General features: G+C 46.9%; 15 protein-coding genes. 5 read left to right on the top strand and 10 right to left on the bottom strand.

Going from position 1 to position 20,122, the window contains the following annotated elements:
* Nucleotides 1–11 precede the first annotated feature (11 nt).
* The 4 genes from WBA89_RS05835 to WBA89_RS05820 form a co-directional block, all read right to left on the bottom strand.
* Entirely contained in the window at nt 12–1,211 is a 1,200-nt protein-coding gene (locus WBA89_RS05835; RefSeq protein ID WP_424404639.1) for a hypothetical protein, read from the bottom strand.
* The gene (locus WBA89_RS05830; RefSeq protein ID WP_424404637.1) at nt 1,208–2,545 is read right to left on the bottom strand and encodes a flippase; all 1,338 of its coding nucleotides are present in this window, start codon (nt 2,543–2,545) and stop codon (nt 1,208–1,210) included. The genes WBA89_RS05835 and WBA89_RS05830 overlap by 4 nt, the downstream gene beginning before the upstream one ends.
* A gap of 303 nt (nt 2,546–2,848) precedes the next feature.
* Nucleotides 2,849–4,183, bottom strand: a complete 1,335-nt coding sequence (locus tag WBA89_RS05825) for a flippase (RefSeq protein WP_424404635.1) — start codon at nt 4,181–4,183, stop codon at nt 2,849–2,851.
* Between the two features lie 120 nt (nt 4,184–4,303).
* Nucleotides 4,304–5,725, bottom strand: a complete 1,422-nt coding sequence (locus WBA89_RS05820; protein WP_424404633.1) for an O-antigen ligase family protein — start codon at nt 5,723–5,725, stop codon at nt 4,304–4,306.
* Between the two features lie 181 nt (nt 5,726–5,906).
* On the opposite strand from WBA89_RS05820, the gene WBA89_RS05815 reads away from it, so the two are divergent.
* The 4 genes from WBA89_RS05815 to WBA89_RS05800 all read left to right on the top strand — a co-directional run bounded on the left by WBA89_RS05815 (nt 5,907) and on the right by WBA89_RS05800 (nt 10,767).
* A complete protein-coding gene (locus tag WBA89_RS05815; protein WP_424404631.1) occupies nt 5,907–6,035 on the top strand; it encodes a hypothetical protein in 129 nt (42 codons plus the stop codon).
* Between the two features lie 86 nt (nt 6,036–6,121).
* Nucleotides 6,122–7,606, top strand: a complete 1,485-nt coding sequence (locus tag WBA89_RS05810; RefSeq protein ID WP_424404629.1) for a polysaccharide biosynthesis/export family protein — start codon at nt 6,122–6,124, stop codon at nt 7,604–7,606.
* Between the two features lie 134 nt (nt 7,607–7,740).
* Nucleotides 7,741–10,086, top strand: a complete 2,346-nt coding sequence (locus WBA89_RS05805; protein WP_424404627.1) for a GumC family protein — start codon at nt 7,741–7,743, stop codon at nt 10,084–10,086.
* A gap of 315 nt (nt 10,087–10,401) precedes the next feature.
* Entirely contained in the window at nt 10,402–10,767 is a 366-nt protein-coding gene (locus WBA89_RS05800; RefSeq protein WP_039886668.1) for a response regulator transcription factor, read from the top strand.
* A gap of 64 nt (nt 10,768–10,831) precedes the next feature.
* Here WBA89_RS05800 and WBA89_RS05795 read toward each other — a convergent pair whose 3' ends face one another.
* The 4 genes from WBA89_RS05795 to WBA89_RS05780 form a co-directional block, all read right to left on the bottom strand.
* The gene (locus tag WBA89_RS05795) at nt 10,832–11,329 is read right to left on the bottom strand and encodes a hypothetical protein (protein WP_424404625.1); all 498 of its coding nucleotides are present in this window, start codon (nt 11,327–11,329) and stop codon (nt 10,832–10,834) included.
* A 393-nt stretch (nt 11,330–11,722) separates the two neighbouring features.
* A complete protein-coding gene (locus tag WBA89_RS05790; protein ID WP_424404623.1) occupies nt 11,723–14,644 on the bottom strand; it encodes a response regulator in 2,922 nt (973 codons plus the stop codon).
* A gap of 501 nt (nt 14,645–15,145) precedes the next feature.
* The gene (locus WBA89_RS05785; RefSeq protein WP_424404621.1) at nt 15,146–15,337 is read right to left on the bottom strand and encodes a hypothetical protein; all 192 of its coding nucleotides are present in this window, start codon (nt 15,335–15,337) and stop codon (nt 15,146–15,148) included.
* 1,094 nt (nt 15,338–16,431) lie between these two features.
* Nucleotides 16,432–17,637 (bottom strand): 4-hydroxy-3-methylbut-2-enyl diphosphate reductase, encoded by a 1,206-nt coding sequence (locus tag WBA89_RS05780; RefSeq protein ID WP_424404619.1) that lies wholly within the window; start codon nt 17,635–17,637, stop codon nt 16,432–16,434.
* Nucleotides 17,638–17,840: 203 nt separating this feature from the next.
* Between WBA89_RS05780 and WBA89_RS05775 the strand changes: the two genes are divergently transcribed.
* Entirely contained in the window at nt 17,841–18,230 is a 390-nt protein-coding gene (locus WBA89_RS05775) for a GxxExxY protein (RefSeq protein ID WP_424404617.1), read from the top strand.
* Between the two features lie 361 nt (nt 18,231–18,591).
* Here the strand turns inward: WBA89_RS05775 and WBA89_RS05770 are convergent, their stop codons facing one another.
* Both WBA89_RS05770 and WBA89_RS05765 read right to left on the bottom strand, forming a co-directional pair.
* Nucleotides 18,592–18,957, bottom strand: coding sequence for a hypothetical protein (locus WBA89_RS05770; RefSeq protein WP_424404615.1), 366 nt, complete (start codon nt 18,955–18,957; stop codon nt 18,592–18,594).
* A 34-nt stretch (nt 18,958–18,991) separates the two neighbouring features.
* Nucleotides 18,992–19,852, bottom strand: coding sequence for an SGNH/GDSL hydrolase family protein (locus tag WBA89_RS05765; protein WP_424404669.1), 861 nt, complete (start codon nt 19,850–19,852; stop codon nt 18,992–18,994).
* Between the last annotated feature and the right edge of the window lie 270 nt (nt 19,853–20,122).

The following is a 20,122-nucleotide window of genomic DNA, read 5'->3' as shown; positions in this document are numbered from 1 at the left end:
CCTCCACCATTTTAATTAACAACATCAGCAGTCATAAACGATTTAAACTCATCAAAAGTCAAAATCATCACAGCCGCTATGAATGCCAGTGTATCAGTCTTCGTCTGATAGGGCAAAAATCTATAGCGAAAAGCAGCCATTTTCGGGTTCTTCTCTTGATAGATCATGTCTTGGGCAAAGTTGCCCCACCGCTCGTCTATTAAATCCATTGTCATGCCAGCATGACCGGAAGGCAGCAGCATATTGGAGCCGTGCAGGCCTATTACTAAACGGCTATCAGCATAAATTTGACAAATTTCCTGCTCTATTTTTTCATTAAACATCTCAACCCTACAATCTTCAATCCATTCGGGGAACTGAGTCTTTGTACCTAAACCTGCTACTGCAAATTTTGCCGGCGGTACGCGCGATCGAATTCCCTCAAATAACCGTCGCACCTGCCAATTTTGCACCGCCAGCCCAATTGACAGCAAATTCAGCTTTCTCAGAACTCGGAACAGCAAACTGTTGATAAAAAGCCGGTCTTCCCGCCAAATAAAAGTAATTTGTATTTCTTCTCCCTCAAAGTTGTGCTTGGGAACTCTAGTAAACCGCGTGATGTCGAACTGACTCGGATGAGAATAGGCTTCGCTGACATAAACTTGCTCGAAGCGTTTCATTTCTTCCTCAACAAATTCGGAGAAGCTAGGATAATAATCTCGACCATTTTTTAAAGAAATAGGAACTGTCCAGACTTCAGCGACTCCATCGGGAACCATCCACCTCAAGAACTTAGGTACTATTACCACTAACCCGCAGTCGGGGTTAGACTCCAAATGTCTTTGTGCGTTCAGCAACTTTAACAGCGAGTGACCGTAAAGAAAGTCAATACAGTTTAAAATAATCACCCGCTGGCAGGAATTGAAGATTTCTTTGGTAATTTCAAGTTTTTCGTTTCGAGGATTTTGGAGTGAATTTAGCAACGGTTTTCCCAACCATTCCCCAGCGTAACTGTTGTCGGAAACTACCTCTTTTTTTGCTAAATCAATTTGCAGCGAGTTGTTATAGCTATGACCGACTCTCAATACATCGATTATTTCACTGCCAGAGTCGTTTGATTTAAATTCTACACAAATGTGCATACCCTGCCACAAAATTTTTTCCGGCTGTAGAGCCATCCCCGATGACGGGCAATTATATTTATGCTGAATGTGTGGTTTAATTTCAATCATTTTACTAATCCTATTAATCGGAAAGCAGCCTTGTACAAGTTGAGCGACCGCCAAATTAATTTCCCAAAAGGACGCAATTCTTTAATCAGGAAATTGACTAAGATAATCACGTAAAAATAAGTAATCAGAGTAGCAGCAGTTGCACCAAAAGCTCCATAAGTAGGAATCAGAAGCCAGTTTAACCCTATATTTAAAATCGAGCCGATTACAGTCAAGTAAAGACTGTAGCGCAACTGACCCTCGATCGTAAAATAGGTGTTGCGCGCTACTCCAAAGTTACTTCCAAACTGCGCCCAAACATAGATTCCCAGTACCGCTGCTGACTTAGCATAATTTTCACCGTAAAGCAGGTTCACTATCCACGGAGAAAGTAATGAAATGGGGATGGCCACCCCCAACCATAAAAACATCATAGTATCGCAATAAATTTGAAATTTATTGAGATATTCTTCATAATTTCTCTCTCTCAAATTTGCTAATTTGGGAAAAATAGATCCGGATATGATCATCGGCAAAAAATCGCAGACTTCGGAAATTTTAACCGCAGCCGCATAATATCCCAGTTCAGCATTTTGATTCATCGCACCCAGCATTAGCTGATCGGTTTTAGAGTACAAATAAACTGCCAATCCCGACACCATTATCGGCCAACTCTCCGCCAACAGTTCCTTGCCGCGGGCCCAACTGAATTGCCAATCCTTAATTTTATTGCCGGTCAACTGATAAAAATATAGATAAGCCATGCCTGCGATCGCCACTTCTGCCAATCGAATGCAGGCGAAGGCAAGCAGGGGGGCTTTAATTGTAACTAATCCAATTCTGACTGCTGCAACGAAAAAAGATACTGAATTCTTCGCCAAAACTGTATATTTTGACTGGACTTGAGACTGGAACCAAAAATTGATCGCCTCAAAAGCCTGAAAGATAGTTCCGGCGGCGATGATGCCCACCAGCCAGCGAGTCAAATCATCGTCAGGCTTGAATAGCGAAATCACGGTGACAGTTAACAGCAGAGTGATGCAGCCGCCAGTAAACTGCATCCCGAAGGCAGTCCCCAGGGTTTCGTTTTTGCATTCAGGATTGCGGGCGATATCGCGGATGACGATGCTGCCCAACCCCATTGTTGCTACCGAACTAAAGACGGACACAAAGGCGATCGCGTAGTTCAGCAAGCCAAATTGAACGGGTCCCAGATAGCGTGCCACCCACAGCCCTACCACCAAACCCAGACCCATCTGCAAAATTTGGTCAGTGAACAGCCACGCCAGATTCACGAGTACCTGACGGAGACCTGGCCCGATTTTTTGACTTGCCGCAGTTAGCTTATCTAACATCAGGAAGTTTTGAGTCCTTATAATAAATAAATATGTTTTTTGAGCGATCGAGAATCAATTAACCAGCCGGATTGTTACGATACTATCATAACCTTTGGCAGTAATTAAACATTTATTGAAAAAGTTCTAAGTAGAAGGAAGAATGCAGAATAAATACGCACGAAGCTCGATCGCGAGCCGTGTTTGGCTTTTAATTAGGTGAATTTACTTAGCTTTTCTGGGCAATATTTTTTCGAGGATTTGAGGAGCGCAGGCCAGCATCGGGTGGATGCTATATGTGCGCGAGGTTTGGTTTGATTTCAATCACCCGATCGCTCGGAGCAGCCGAGAAGCTGCTTTGTATAGATTCAACGAACCAATAATTAAACTTCCGAAAGGTTTTAATTCTTTGATGTAAAAATTAACTAAAATACTTACGTAAAAATAAGTAATTAAAGTTGCCACTGCCGCTCCCAAGGCTCCGTATTGAGGAATTAGTAGAGCGTTCAATACTATATTAAAAATTGAGCCGACCCAAGTCAAGTAAAGATTGTATCGCAGTTGACCTTCGAGAGCAAAATAGGTATTTCTAGCTATGCCGAAGTTGCTGCCAAATAGAGTCCAGATGTAGATTGACAGCAGCCAGCCAGAAGCTGCATATTGCTCGCCGTAAATAGTCTGGACGATGACAGGAGCCAGCAGAGAGATTGGCGCTGCTACTGCCAACCCCAAAAATAACATGGCATCGGAATATATCTGAAACTTTTTGAGGTATTCGGGATAATCTTTTTCTCTTAACTGTGCGAGTTTCGGGAAAATAGAAGACGCGACAACCAGCGGCAAGAAATCGCAAATTTCTGATATTTTAACTGCAACTGTGTAATATCCCAACTCAGTTTTATCGAAAGAACCGAGCATGATCAGATCGATTTTGGAATAGATAAAAATCGCCAAGCTAGCCAGAATCACTGGTTTGCTTTCCTGAAGCAGTTGTTTCCCGCGCTGCCAACTGACTCGCCACAACTTGAAATCATTGCCCCTGCTTTGATAGACAAGCGCGATCGCCAATCCCCCCAAAGCCGCCTCTGCCAAAATCACCCAAGCAAAAGCAATCAGCGGTGCTTGGAGTTGAATCAATCCGATGCGGATACCTGCAATCAGTAAAGATACGCAGTTTTTAGCAACAGCAGTATACTTAGATTGAACTTGCGACTGAAACCAAAAGTTGATTGTTTCAAAGGATTGAAACATAGTTCCGGCTGCAACGATTGCTACCAGCGCCAGAGTTAAACTGTTGGAGGGATTCAGTAGGGCGATCGCACCCGCCGCCAGCAGTAAAGTAATGATTCCCCCTGTTAGTTGTATGACAAAAGCAGTCCCCAGAGCCTCTTCCTTGCATTCGGGATCGCGAGCAATATCCCGCACTACCAGAGTACCCAATCCCATCGACGCTGCCGAAGCAAACAGGGATACCAGGGCGATCGCGTAATTGAGCAAGCCAAATTGTGTCGGGCCCAGATAGCGAGCCACCCACACCCCCACAAACACACCCAAACCCACCTGCAAAATTTGGTCAGTCAGCCGCCCAACCAGATTGTCAATCAACGCGCCCGTGCCGGCGGCTAGCTTTTGACTTAGCGCAGTTAGCTTATCTAGCATCAGAAAGTTTTGAGTCCTTAATCCGACATAAATATAATTTTTGAGCGCCGGGGAATTAATCAAAAACCAGGCTCATTCATATGGTATATCATAGTTCTCTGGATTTTTAACTTCTGCAAGTTAATCGGGATTGAATCTGGATGCAGGTTGTGGCGGCAAATCCCCACCGTAACTGCGGCGGTTGTTGGATGAAGATTTGCCACTATCGATACAGAGTCTAACTGTTAGCAACACGTAAGCAAGCCAAGCATCTCCAAGCTCACCTAGAGAGCCTTCAGTAATGTTATTTAATATGATAAACACCAAGTAAATAATCGGTATTCCCGATTCAGCTAGCGGGCTGCGGCTCAGTTGCCGAACTGCAAAACTTAGATTAGTAAACAGGGAAAACAAAATCAATAAAAGTCCCGGATAACCGAAAGATAGCAGTATTGCTATAGCACCGTTGTGAGCAGTTTTTGGTTGAAATCCATTCGGAGTATATATGAAATAAGCTGGAGTTTGCTCGCCAATTTCTTCTTGCTGAAAAAATCCATCAAATCCATACCCAAACCAAGGGCGCTGATTTGCCGCATCGAGCAATTGCGGCCAAAACTCCGTCCGTCCAGTCAGCGTCAAATCTTTTCCCAATCCCCCGACAACAATAGACTCTAAGTTGTCTATGATATAAACGCTGCTAATAATCCCCAAGACGGTAAACCCGACAATACAAGTAAAAGCCCATTGAAACTTTAACTTGCTCAAGAAACTTAAAGATGATACTATAACTACGAGCATCAAACTATTAACTAGAGAACTCCCGGAGCTAGTAGCTCTAACCAAATAAAAGGAAAACAACATGAACCCCAGAGCTATCCAGCGTTCTTTCTGAGTTTTTGCACCTTGAGAATAGTGGAGGTACCAAAGTGCTGTACTCACAACCATGAGGCTGCCGAAAGCATTTTTGTGGCTGGTAATTCCGGCAAATTCTTTTGCCACACGCGGGTACCGCAAAACGCTAACTATGGCGAGCGAAGTATAGCCCCAACGCAGCAACCGAGATAATTCCGGCCACTCGTACCGCGCACCCAGATAAAAACTAAAGAGCGTAAATCCTGTAAATGCTATCCCGGCTTTCAGGGTAATTTCGGGAACTAACGACCACAGCGTCGATGTTATTGGCAGCAAACAATACAGCGAAAAACCCGGATTTCTCAAAACCAAAAAGTATAAGGCTTCGACAAATTGATTTTTGAAAAAATTAATAAATCTCCCGGACAGAACAAAGATTACCCAGGGATAAAAAACCCAGGGAAGTTTGGCGACATTACTGTCACCACCAGCAGCAGCAAGATTGATAAAATGTAAGTAGTTAAATGGAGGCAGGTTGACGTGGGGCGATACGAATACGAAACAAACAGCAAACCATTTTTCCCAGAGCAAGCCGATATTTTTTTTGGAGGCTAACTGAAAAATTAAAATCGTGCTAATTAATGCCAAAGAGGCCAATAAATACAGCAAGAAAGTATTGCCGAAAATTAGCTCCCTAATCATTCTTGCCATAAAAGGATACCTTTTTGATGAAAATATTAATCGATCGGCAGGCTAATTCCACCAAGTTAACAAGAAACCGAGGCTGTTGTCGCCCGATCGCCCGCCATGCCTGCGGCGCTGCATCTAAACTGTAGGTGTCGGCTTTCCCTAGTGTGCGATCGGGCGAAAATTCGACGAGATTGATGGAGATATGCTAGCTGAGATAGCCAACACCCAAAAAGCTAAAAGCATCCTGCTGTATTCTAGTTTGTTGTTGCCGGCGCTGATTCGGGGAGGGAAAATCTACAGCCTCCAGTCTGGCGCTGACAATTGTGGCTGATTTTTGGGTAGTGCTGCCGGTGGAGATGGCATTTGAATTGTGACCGATTAAACTAAGGAAGTATCCCCAAAGAAAATAGGTAGCCCGTGGTTAACGCCGATTTTCGCAAACAAATCACCGCGCCAGTCTTGAGTTTGACATTGTGCGCGATCGCCGCCAACGGTATTGCGGCGGCCGGATTTCCCCTGAGTGCGATCGCCCGGGTGCCATTGCGGCCCGGCTCCGTCACAGCACAATTAGGGAACTCTGGACGATCGGCCGAAAGCTACAAACTCGGCGGTGGCGATCGTATTCTAGTAGAAATACTCGAAGTACCGGAGCTGACGCGCAACTACGAAATCCTGTCCGACGGTTCAGTCAACCTGCCGCTGATCGGGCTGGTTTCCGTCCGCGGCCGCACTTTAGTCGAAGCCACCAACATCATCCGCAGCGCCTACCTGCGCGTCCTCAAAGACCCCGCAGTCACAGTCAGCCTCGTAGCGGCCCGCCCGCTGAACGTCGGCGTCATCGGAGAAGTCACCAGGCCCGGAAACTTCACCATCACCCTAACTTCAGGCCCGGGGGTGACGCCCTCAGTTCAGTACCCCACCGTCACTCAAGCGATCCGACTTGCAGAAGGCGTTACGGGTGTCGCCGACATCCGCAACATCCGCGTCCGCCGCCCGCAACCAGACGGCCCGGATCGAGTGCTCAACGTCAACTTATGGAAATTTTTGCAAGAAGGAGACATCTCTCAAGACATCATTTTGCAAGACAGAGACACGATCGTGATTCCCACAGTCGCCAACTTCAACCAAGCAGAAGCCCGCCAATTTGCGATCGCCAACTTTTCGCCGCCGCCAGAAAAACCTCGATCGATCTCGATCGTCGGCCAAGTCACCCGGCCGGGGGCTTACGTAGTCATCGGCGGCAACACCAACAGCGACCTCAGCCGAGAAGGCTTCCCCACCGTCATCCGCGCCATTCAGCTAGCCGGCGGCATCACCTCCGAGGCCGACATCCGACAAATCCAAGTGCGGCGCGTCACCAGAAGAGGCGAACAAATTATCCCAGTCAACCTGTGGCAGTTCCTAGAGTCCGGCGACGGCGCCCAAGATACAATCCTGCAGCAGGGAGACACGATCGTCGTTCCCAAAGCCACGATTGTCAACCCCGCAGAAGCCGGCATACTCGCCAACACAAACTTTGCTCCCCCCGGCATTAACATTTTCGTAGTAGGAGAAGTCACAACATCCCTCGATCCGTTGAGACTCCCAGCCAATGCCACCCTGAATCAAGCTTTAATTTCCAGAGGATTTTTTGGTTACGGCAATACCAGAGCTCAAAGGCAGAAAGTTGAGCTCGTCCGCCTCAATCAGGACGGTACAGCTACTAAACGGACGATCGAAGTCGATTTAACCCAAGGAATTAACGAAGAAATCAATCCCCAACTCCGCAACAACGACATGATTATCGTATCCCGCACCGGTCTGGTGAAGTTAGTAGACCGCATGAACAACATCATCGGGCCTGTCGGGCCTGCTACGGGAGTATTCAATTTCCTCAACATTCTCCGATCGTTATTCAGGTAAGAACGCCAGGGTGAGGTGGATAATTCCTAGCAAAGGCTAGAATAAACTAAACAATAAGATGAGACAGTCGCCGCCAGCCAGCTTCAAAAATATCAACTTCAAAAATATCAACCTCAAAAATACCCAGGCTGAATATGGATAGCAGACAAGATTACCAACCCTTCACACCCAAATCAAATGGCCAACGGCCGGACTTTTCGGCTCATAACTACAGAGATACGTTCCCCCAGGAGACAGAGGAAGAAAAGTTAGACTTGTCCTGGCTCGCAGGCGTCCTGCGCCGCCGCTTCCCAGTAATGGCTGCGGCCACCATTGCTTTGAGCGCCCTCGCCGGAACAGCGATCGTTATCACTTCTAAAGCTATCACAATCGAGTATGAAGGCTCCTTTTCCCTGTTAGTAGAACCGGCCACCGCTGAAGGTTTGCTATCCAAACAATTAGACAACACCGTAGCGGCCGACTTAGCAAAAATTAATATAGAAGGAATTAGTTTAGTAGACTACGAAACCCAAATTAGGATTTTGCGAAGTCCCAAAATGATGGACCCAGTAGTGAAGGAGTTGCGAACTTGGTATCCCAAAATTACCTATAGCGAGCTCATGTCTAAACTGTCGATCAGCCGCATCAGTTACACGAAAGATGGCAAACAGCAAGGCACAAAAATTTTAGAAGTTCGCTACAAAGATTCAGAACCAAAAAAGATTTACGGCGTATTGGATAAAATTTCTAAAGCTTATCTAGAGTACAGCTTGCAGCAGCGCCTGACGGGTATCAATCAAGGCATTAAATTTATAGATATGGAGATGCCCAAGCTCCGAGAAAGAGTCGAAGTTCTGCAACTGCAAGTCCAAAGACTGCGGCAGCAAAGCAACTTGTTTGACCCCCAGCTAGAGGGAAAATCTCTGTCAGAACAAGTTCAAAGCATTCGAGGTCAGCAAGTAGGAATCCGAGTCCAGCTAAAAGGAATGCGTAACCTCTACCAAAGCTACGAAAAATTGCTCGCAGAAAATAATCCCCAAGGGTTGCTGATGACCCAAGGACAAGCTTACGCAGGACTGCTAGGTCAAATCCAGAAAGTAGACTCGGATTTGTCATATAAATTAGCTCAGTACAGAGAAGATAGCTTGCCAGTTTTAGCACTGCGAAAAACTAGGGAAGAATTGATTTTAACCGCGAGTCAACAAGCAAAAGAAGTGGTGATGGGAAATTTAGAGACCCAAATCAAAGAATTTGAAGCGCGCGATCTAGAAATGACTGCTTTGCAAAAGGATCTCAACCAAAAAATTAGAAATTTTTCAGTGACAACGCGGCAATACGACAATTTACAGCGGGAACTGCAAGTAGTGACTAAGAGTTTGTCGGACTTCTTGGGAAAACGAGAAGCCTTGCGGATTGATGCAGCTCAGCAGCAAATACCTTGGGTGCTGATCAATCCTCCAGAAATTCCGCTAGACAAAGTAGGCAATTTTGTCACAGCTACGGTCAAACAAACCAAAAAACAGTTAGCGCTGGCGGTAATTTTAAGCGGTCTGCTGGGGATAGCAGTTGGCTTGCTCGTAGAGGTGCTAAATAATGTTTTCCACACTCCAGAATCGCTGAGAACAGCCACAAGATTGCCGGTGCTAGGGGTGATTCCGTTTACCAAAAAAGTCAAGCGCAAGCGGGCCCCCAGACCTAGGAAACTGACATCAGCTCGATCGAACTCGAAGTCAAAAGTCCAAGTTGTCGAACCAATCGAAGTCACGCCGACTGCTCCGATGGAGGGTTTTGCCAAAAGTATTTTTAGCGACTTGGACTATCAATTTTTAGAAGCATTTCGATCGCTCTACACGAACATTCACTTGCTAAGTGCAGGTAGGACAATTCGATCGCTCTTAATCAGTTCGGCAGCAGCCGGAGACGGTAAATCTACAGTAGCTTTGCACCTGGCCGCCACAGCAGCAGCAATCGGACAGCGAGTATTGTTAGTAGATGCAGATTTGCGCTGCCCGCAACTGCACGCTAAGCTAGGACTGCCAAACGTGCGGGGCCTCGGCGATGCCATCTCCACCGATATCAGCCTCAACGACGCGATTCAACGAGCCCCGAACCAAGAAAATTTGTTCGTACTCACCGCCGGTCAAATTCCCCCCGATCCGATCAAGCTGCTTTCTTCCAAAAAAATGCAGTATCTGATGGAGCAATTTCAAGCATTTTTTGACTTAGTGATTTATGACAGCCCCCCACTATCAGGCTTAGCAGACGCCCACTTGATCGCGGCTCGCACCGACGCTACGATTACGATCGTGCAAATGGCCAAAACAGACCGATCGCAAGTTCGCAAAGTTTTAGAAGAATTAAAAATTTCTGGAGCTTCCGTCTTGGGAATCGTAGCTAACGGCTGCAAAGACTCGAATCACAGCTACCGGCAGCGCCCGGTCGGTTTAGACACGCTCTACGACCAAAAACTATCAGCTTTAGGTACAAAAAATCAAAATTAGATTAATTTTGATGCCTGCGGCGGGCCCGCCGCCGCAGGTGCGGGAAACGGACAGCCTCGCAGCCCCTTGATTTTTTCACAAAGGTATCATTTGAGTAAAGAAAATGATAGACTAACGGACAGAGCCTCGCGTGTCAACCGAGATTGCGCGGATCTTTAAGATTTCGCGATAATTACTTAGAAAATGATTGGGAAATGAGCAAACGTGGGTAAACTACATCTAGCAGAGCGCAATCTCGATCGAGAAAAGACACCTTTGAAGGCTAACGTTAATGTGAACAACGTTTCAACCCAGAAACTTGGTAGGGATTATTCTATGAGTACAGTTATGGTTGTTGACGATAGCGTCACTCTGCGGGAGATGATCGCCGACTTGCTCAAAGGTAGGGGACTCAACGTCACGGTAGCTAGCGATGGCGTAGAAGCTCTAGAGCAAATCAAGGCCAACCGCCCGGATTTAGTCGTTCTGGATATCGTGATGCCCCGGATGAACGGCTACGAAGTCTGTCGCCGGCTCAAAAGCGACCCCAAAACTCAGAATTTGCCGGTGGTAATGTGTTCGAGCAAAAGCGAAGAGTTCGATCGATACTGGGGAATGAAACAAGGAGCCGACGCTTACATCGCCAAGCCATTTCACCCTCAAGAATTGGTGGGAACTATCAAGCAACTGCTGCGTGGTTGAGATTGAGGAATAGGGACAGAAAAAAATGTTTTGAGTGCTGCCGATTTCTGCTCCCGCAGCCTCTCTAAACTATTCGATTGACAATAGTCCAAACATCCCCGTCCGATCGCACGTAGGGAACAGAAATACTTTTAAAACCCGTAATAAAAGGTTTGTAATAAACCTGCCAGTAGCAGGGACTAATTTGGTCGGCGATGGCTTTAAGATCCTTCACTTCGGCCGCTAGTTCGGCTGCGAGTTCGTTAATCCGTTCGGCGTGTCCGCGAGCGAGAACTCTTCCCTCTTGCACTTGCTGCTCCATCGGACTAATTCTTTGCAAATTTACCGACTGCTGCTGTTTTTGACTCAATTGAGCAGACAAAGCTGCGATCGCATCATCTATCCCCTTGACTTCTGCCGACACTTCTGCTGTTTCCCTTGCGTGACGGCGGTAAGCATCGGCAATCGCTTGGGGCGAATCGCTGGCGGGTTCAGCAGCGCCAATACTAAGCTGCTGGCGTTCCCGGCGCAACGCCTCAATCTGAGAGAAAATTGCCTCTATGTCTGTCTGAAGTTTGTCCACTTAGATTACCGCGTGGTTTTTGGATATTAGCATATTACCACAAACCAATCATATTAATTTTGTTAGTTGTTAGTTGTTAGTTGTTAGTTGTTAGTTGTTAGTTGTTAGTTATTAGTTATTAGTTATTGGTTGTTAGTTATTGGTTATTAGTTATTGGTTGTTAGTTATTAGTTATTAGTCATATCAAATCCGCTAACATCCCAATTGTAAAATCTAGTCAGCAGTCAACAGTCAACAGTCAACAGTCAACAGTCAACAGTCAGCAGTCAACAGTCAACAGTCAACAGTCAACAGTCAACAATCAACAGTCAACAATCAACAGTCAACAGTTAACAGTCAACAATCAACAATCACTGACGCTGCAAACGGAAACGATATTATTAATTGAGTTGTTTAAATTGTTAGCGCTTGTGGCTTCAAGCTGACTATAGCCTCCACCAAGACATCGGGTTGCACGGGTTTAGCTAAATGCCGATCGAAACCAGCTTTCAAAGCCCGATCGCGGTCTTCATCCCTAGCATAAGCCGTCAGGGCGATCGCCCGCAATTTCCCTCCGCTTTCGGCTGCCAAACAGCGCAGCTTTCTCATCAGCGAATAGCCGTCTTCCTCCGGCATTCCGATATCGCTCACCAAAACATCCGGCACCAAGGCCGAAACCGCCTCTAAAGCCTCAGCAGCAGAGGATGCAGCCCTGACAGCGGCCCCAGCATCTGCCAACAAAAACATCATAAATTCCCGCGAATCAACCTCGTCATCCACCAGCAAAACCTTAACTCCCCGTAAATTACCACCGCCCGCCAACAACTGTGCTTCTTGGCGGGCGATCGAATTTACATCAATTGAAGGAAGGCGGAAAGTAAAAGTCGAGCCCATATCGAGTCCAGGGCTGCTCGCCCAAACCCTGCCGCCGTGAAGTTCCACCAACTGCCGGACAATTGACAGCCCCAGCCCCAAACCGCTATGATTGCGAGTAATCGTAGCATCGGCTTGCCGGAAAGACTCAAACACGTAGGGCAAAAAATTGGCAGCAATCCCAATTCCCGTGTCGGTAACTGTCAGCTCAACCTCCGAATCAACACGCTGCAAGCGAATAGAAACTCTCCCGGCGCGCGGGGTAAACTTAATCGCATTCGCCAGCAAATTCCAAATCACCTGCTGCAAGCGGCCGGGGTCTCCCGACACCAAAAATCTCGGATTTAACTGAGATTCCAGATTGCCAGAAACCTCGCGAGTGTCGCAAAATTCAGCAGTGTCCAAGCCCAAATCGACAATTGCCAACTGCAACTCGATCGACTTAGCATCTGCCGCCAAACCCACGGTATTCACCGCTCCTTCCACCATCGAAATCAAATTTACCGGACAAGGATTTAAAGTCAACTTGCCGCGAATAATTCTAGAAATATCCAGCAAATCTTCAATCAATTGAGTTTGCAACTTAGCGTTGCGTTCAATAGTGGACAGTGCCCGCTCAGTCACAGCGGGAGTGAAACTGCGGTTTCGCAGCAGTTGTGCCCAGCCCAAAATCGCGTTTAAGGGCGATCGCAGCTCGTGAGAAAGAGTGGCCAAAAACTCATCTTTCATGCGATTTGCCTGCTGAGATTCCTGATAGAGTCGGGCATTGTCGATCGCCGCCGACACCGCCTGAGCCCACTGCATTAAAATACTTTCGTCATCTTCCCCAAACTCCCCGTCGTACTTGTCCGACAACTGAATCAATCCCAGATTTTTGCCGTCCCGAGCCGTCAGCGGTACCGCCAGCCAGCCCCGCATCGGCGGATGCTTCCCCGCAGCCTTGCCGAACCCGCGCCAGGCCGAGTGAGCCTCTAACTCGCTTTGAGTCATCCGCATCGCCCGTTGCTGCTGGCAAACTTCGCGGTAAATGCCCGTACCGTCTGGTTCTTGGGAGTAATTTTGCCACTGGGTGTATTTTTCCGACAGCGAAAACTTGTTAATTCCCGCATCCCAGTTGGCCGCAGGGGTGAGATTGACGGCTGCTTGGTGGGCTTCGAGAATCGAGCGGGCGCTATCTGCTGCTAGCTGAAGTATTTCCTCCACCGACAGCGTAGAGTTGATTGCAACTGAGGCGGAGGTTAATTTTTGGAGGCGCACCACATACGAGCGCTGGCGCCCCAAAGCCTGCAATCGCTCATATTCTAACTGTTTGCGGGCCGTAATGTCGATCGCCGCGCCGAACAGCCGCACCGGTTTCCCGGATGAGTCAAAAACCACCCGCCCTTTCTCGTGAAGCCAAATCACCGAACCGTCGGGTATAACGTGGCGGTGTTCCGACTCGTAAACTCCCGGGCCGCTGAGTGCAGCCTCCACATCTGCCAAAAAGCTGTCGCAATCATCTGGATGCACCGCATTCTTTTTTTGCTCAAAAGTACCGACGGCGCTGTCCGGGCCCAAACCAATATGTGTTTCGGCATTGTACGAACGGCGGACTTCCCCGGAAGCAATATCCCAGGTAAAAGCGACGGTGTTAGCTGCTTCTAGGGCAAAGCGCAAATTTTCCTCGCTTTCGTGTATTCTGGCGGAGGATAATTTGCGATCGGTAATATCCCAAACCACGCCGATCGATCGTACAGATTTACCGCTACCATCATCAAAAAACTTGCCCCTACCCGCGATCCAGTGCCAGCTCCCGTCGGGCCAAATCACTCTATATTCGTGCTGGTATTCTCTTTTGTTTTCTAAAGCAAAGGCAAGAGCTTGGGAAATAGAGTCCAAATCATCCGGGTGAACGCAGGCAGAAAACGCTGCGTAAGTTCCCGCAAAACTGCCTTTTTCCAACCCAAATAACTGTTCGTGTCCTTCCGACAAAACCACCTCGCCAGTTAATATATTCCAATCCCAAGTTCCCATTTTCGAGGATTCGATCGCCAATCTCAGCCTTTCTGAGGAAAGTGCCAACTGCGCCGAGGTTTTCGCGCCGTTGTCGCGCAACTGCTGTTTTTCCAAGGTTTCGGCCACAGTCCCCGCCAGCCGCTGGAAGTGCCACCCTTTGAACACGTAATCGCTCAAACCCGCTTTCATCGCTTCGACTGCCACTTGTTCGCTGCCGCTGTCGGTACACATAATTACCGGACAATTTGGGTAGCGGCTTTGAACTTGCTTGAAAATAGTTAATCCGTCGCTCCAGCGCACTTGGTACTCGGTAATTACCAGGTCAAAACCCCCTGCTGCGAGGATTTGTTCGAGAGTTCGGGCATCAATCGCCGACTTGATTTCTAAATCGGGAAAACTTTTCCTCAATTCTCGATCGATCGTCAGGCGATCGTTGGGGTTGTCGTCGATCAACAAAATACATAGCATTGGGCTTTTACTTGTTGTATTGGCACAAATATCATTAAATATAAGAATATGTTATTTAAGTGGCAGAGATTTTTAATATTTTCTCCGGTCAATTCGACTGGAAAATAGGTTAATTGCATTTACTTTTATGTGATTGTATCACAGCTCGCAATATCATCAACATTTTTTTTGGATTCGGATATAATCCCGCCCGCCAGCATATTAATTAAGGGATTTTAGCAGAGATAAAAGATCCGGCTGGGGTGAGAATAATGCAAGATATCAGTTCTATTTCACTATACTATTTCACTATACTACTGTTTTGTGATTTGTTCTGCATCCAGCAGTGAGGAAGCGGGCAGATCGATACTTTTAGCTACAGCACAATACTGTTAAAACCTTTTTCTCCGCAACCTCATCTTTTGAATTTGTTAAATCGGGTACATTACCCGTTGCCGAACTTCTGTTAAATCCGTGAAACTTGTTAAATACGCTACGCAATCTGTTGCCGAATTTGCTTTTTCAAGACTCGCACTTGCGTAATTTTACTCTGAATCGAGTACAGTTTCCCAGAGTCGATTCCAGCCCGATCGCGCCCCCCATCCGATCGGCTCCTTTGCGAGCAATTGCCAGCCCAATAGCCGTCACCGGATACGCTTCTCGACCAATAATTTCAAAGGTGGTACCCGCCACGTACTCGATCCGTGGAATCAATCGGGAGCATCTGGAATCTCAAATCTAAAATCGAATGACCCTGCAGGCGATCGAACAACCCAAACAACCCAAAAATCCTATCTCAATATTTTTGAACAAGACCAATACCGTTGTCTTCTACCCAAAGATAGTTGACACTCCCCAATCTCAAGACGCGGGGATTCTTCAGGACAAACTTTGGGGGATGATATCCGCCCAAAGTTTAATTCTTAAACAGTTTGTCAGCAACCCGCTACTCACTCGTTCTGCATATTGAGTCTGTGGCTACTTGTGACTTTATAATGATATTTACCGCACCGTTAATTTTTGCATCGCTCGAGGGCGCGCGTCTTGGAACGGTACAAACCTCCTTTGATTCTTTTACCTGAAAACTTCCAACTGTCGGGTTTTTCACCGACTCTTGCTGGCAGAAAGTCTCGGTCTAAGAAGCTAGATTTTGAGGTATAAGATTCGTCTTGTTCTACAAATTGCCATTTTCTTATATAGTGTCGTTCCTGGTCGCATTCTCATCGATCGGGAGAGGGCAGACATACAATTTCTCGCTGCGAGCAAAGCTTTATTCGCCAGTTTCTGTTGCATCGCTTTTGCTACTTTGACAATTGCCAATCGCGGCGCAAAAAAGGAGTTTTTACCTATTGATTTTTGTTGATTTCTGGAATATACTATTAGATAATGGAAGTGGTAACACAAATTTAAAAAATGCCACCACTTCCATTATCTAAATAATACATTGTCAATCTTGCGCTGTCAAGCTTTTGACCCAAAAAAAAAGGCGAATTTTTAATACTTTCTTAAAAAATAATTGTATTAGAGGTAGGGGAGAAATTAACAGAAGAGAAACGGCTGCCGATCGCAAATATTTTGAAGATAGGAGAGCGATTGTGGCAATTGTAGTCTAAAGTGTGTTTGGGTTGGAGACGATCGCACTGCACGGAAAAAAGGATAATTTCGAGTGCAGTAGCGAGCAAGAGCAGTGCAGGAGGCAGCGGAACCGAGAAAGCGGGTTTTGGAACAGAAATTGAGGGTTTTGGGCAAATACTGTAGTCAAAAACCGGGTTTCTCGTCGTCCGCGCGCGATCGGCAACTAAAGAGAATTAGGCAATAACAGCGGCTTTCATTGTCAAAATGCGATCGATCGCATCCTCAACTACTTTATCTGGAGTCGAAGCACCAGAAGTAACGCCCACCACAATATTACCGTCAGGCAGCCAATTTTGGGTGACGGTCAAATCTCCCCCCAAAGGCTTGTGTTCGATGCGATTTCCCGGCAAGATGCGATCGGCAGAATCAATGTGATAAGAAGGAAGAGTTTTGTCGATCGCAATTTCCTGCAAGTGAGTAGTATTAGAAGAATTAAAACCGCCAATTACCAGCATCAAATCCAACTTTTCCTCAACCAAACTCAGCATAGCATCTTGACGTTCCTGAGTTGCATCGCAGATCGTATTAAAACTCAGAAAATGTTCGTTAAGATTAGACGGCCCAAACTTCCGCATCATCGTCTTTTCAAACAACTTACCAATGTTCTCAGTTTCAGTTTTGAGCATAGTAGTTTGGTTGGCAATCCCTACACTTTCCAAATCCACATCTGGGTCAAAACCAGCAGAACAGGCCTTGCTAAACTTAACAAGAAACTCAGCGCGATCGCCTCCGTGCAAGATATAATTGCTGACATATTCAGCTTCCTGCAAATTCAGGACAATCAAATACTTATCAGCAAAAGAGCTAGTAGCAACAGTTTCCTCGTGCTTGTACTGACCGTGAATAATCGAAGTATAATCTTTCTTCTTGTGCTTCTCAACAGTATTCCAAACCTTAGAAACCCAAGGACAAGTAGTATCAACAATCTTGCAGCCTTTATCATTAAGCAACTGCATTTCTTGAACGCTCGCCCCAAAAGCCGGTAAAATCACCACATCACCGCTACCGACAACCGAAAAGTCTTTTTGTCCCTTTTCAACAGCAATAAAACCAACCTCCATATCGCGCAAATGCTGATTGACAGAAGGATTGTGAATAATTTCATTAGTAATCCAAATCCGTTCGGACGGGAAATGCTGGCGAGTTTCGTAAGCAATAGCCACAGCGCGTTCCACGCCCCAGCAAAAGCCAAAAGCCTCAGCCAGCCGGATCGTGACGGCACCGCGCTCAAGCCTGTAATTGTTGTCGCGAATTTGCTGGATCAGACTGCTTTGATAAGCTGTCTGCATCACGTCAGCTACCTCAGCTTCGTGTCCGAAACCCTTGCGGTGGTAGTTTTCAGACTGTTGGAGCGATCGTTTAAAAGCTTTAGTATCCATGCGGTATTGAGTTGAAATCTAGGTTGATTACCTTTGATTTTAGAAGGCCTGGGGGCGATCGGGATTATTTGCTTCAGTAGGGAGGGATGAGATATGCTATTTGTGCGATCGACACAGTGAGAGGGAAGAGGGAATGAACCGCGAAGACGCGTTAGGCTTTCGCCGCGCGTAAGCGCTAGGACACGAAGGAAGAAGAAAGAAGAATGAGAGAATTGGGCGAACAGGTAGAACAGTTGGCTTATAGAGCGATTGGGGCCGCGATCGAGGTGCATCGGCTGTTGGGCCCAGGATTTTTAGAATCAGTGTATCAGGAATCCTTAGAAGTTGAATTTGGGATGCGGGGGATAGCTTGTCACCCTAAAAAGCCAGTAGCAATCACCTACAAAAGTCATCAAGTCGGCGAAGGTCAATTAGACTTTCTGGTTGGCGATATCCTGATTGTCGAACTAAAAGCTGTCGAAAAGCTAGCTCCCATCCACGAAGCCCAAGTTATCTCCTATCTCAAAATGACCAAAAAAACCCTAGGCCTTCTCATCAACTTCAACGTTCCCATCCTCAAAGAAGGCATCAAACGAATAATTCTCTCATCTTAACCCTTCTTCCTCCTCTTCCTTCGCGCTCTTTGCGCCTTCGCGGTTCGTTAAAAAAAATGCAAAAAACTGGCAGAAAAATCCTCACCACAGTGAGAGTCAAGAACGAATGAACCGCGAAGACGCAAAGGACACGAAGGAAGAAGGAAGAAGAAAGAAGAAAGTTGGGTTATAGATTGATTGAGGTCGCGACTGATATCAAACGAATAATTCTCTGATCTTAACCCTTCTTCCTTCGCGCTCTTTGCGCCTTCGCGGTTCGTTAAAAAAAGCGTAGAGACGCAGATAACTGCATCTCTACACGATCGAACTTACCCTAAAAAATCAGCCTCCCACCTTCTTGGGCGCAAAAGGAGAACCAGATTCAAAGGAACTGAAACCGCATTTTCAAAATTACAAAAGTGCCTACAGCCGCAAACACGTAAGTAGCGAGAACGCCTACAAACTGGGTGACGATTTGCCCCGGATTTCCGGCAAACAGCCCGTCATTTCCGGCAGCGTTAACGGCTTTAGTCGCAAATACGCCTGTCAGCATCGCCCCTACAGTCCCGCCGAGGCCGTGAATCGGGCGGCTACGCTGGCTGACAAGTCGCAATCGGGTAAAGAGGGGGAGTGTTCGGGAGAATATGACTTCATCCTCGATCTTTTTCACTGATGAGTGTTGACTGATGAGTGTTGACTGTTGACTGTTGACTGCTGACTGTTGACGTTCGATCGGGAGGGACAGCACTAATGACTGCTGACTAATGACTGTTGACTGCTAACTAATTTTTTAACTGCATCTGAGCAAACATTTGCAAGCCCGATCGCCAAACCAGATAACCTCGATCGTTAAGGTGCAAGCCGTCTGTGCTCAGTTCGATTGGTAAATTGCCGTCAGCATCTGCAAACAGCGGCTGCAAATCGAGATACAAAGCATTTTCAGAACTAGCAATTTCTTTGAGCCGCCGATTGATGGAGCGAATCCGACTGTTAGGAATCGCCAGCAGCCGATCGCGATTTTCCCAAGTTGCTTGTTCCCCGCTGTGCGGCAAAATCGACTGCACCACCACTTGTGCTTTCGGGTGAGCCCACCGCAAATCGCGAATAATCTGCCGCTGGTTGTCCAAAATTCCTTCGTCGCTGGCCCCGCGCAGCAAATCGTTAATCCCGATCATCACAAACACTGTATCGGGTGCCGTGCGATCGAACAACTGCAACCGCTTGAGCAAACCTACAGAAGTCTCCCCCGAAATCCCTTGATTGAGCCAAATGCGATCGGGTGGCAACATCTTCGTCGGAAACCACATACTCAAAGAATCCCCGGCCAAAACACTGAGTTTTGGCGGTCGATTCGCCGCCACCGCCTCTGCTTCCCGGCTCAACTGCGTCACCCACTGCTGGTAAGTCCATTTGTGTCGAGGCCCGGCAACTGGCAAGTCTAGCACTGCCTTTGCAGAGTTTGTCGCCGTCGAGCCAATTAGTTCCTCAGTGCCTTTTGCGGTCAACGCAGCGCTCGCAGGAGAGCTTTCTGTCATGCTGTGTCCCTTGCCCAGTAGTTGAGCGACTGCGATTATCAGTAGCGCGTTCGTCACCAGAGATAGCAAAGCCCAAACCGGAACTCTTTTCGATCGGCCAACTTCCATCCCGTATAGGGATTTATGAGTTCTACTTCTGCTAACTCCTCCAAACTTCTCCATAAACTCAAGCAATTTGCAGACACCACACCGAATAATTAGCAATGATTGCTGCATCAAATTTGACCGATCGATTTTCGCCTCAATTCTTGTCATGAATCAACCACTGTACTGTGGGAGGGCGCGACGGCGATGCAGAACTTTGCTTTTTGGCACTACTTTATCATAAAAAATCTGGCTGCCAAACTTTCTGGCACACAAATCCGACAATTTGAGATT

This window comes from Microcoleus sp., from assembly GCF_049646505.1.
Taxonomy (GTDB): domain Bacteria; phylum Cyanobacteriota; class Cyanobacteriia; order Cyanobacteriales; family Microcoleaceae; genus Microcoleus.
The sequence above is the reverse complement of the archived record's forward strand: the minus strand, read 5'-3'. Positions and strand labels throughout refer to the sequence as shown.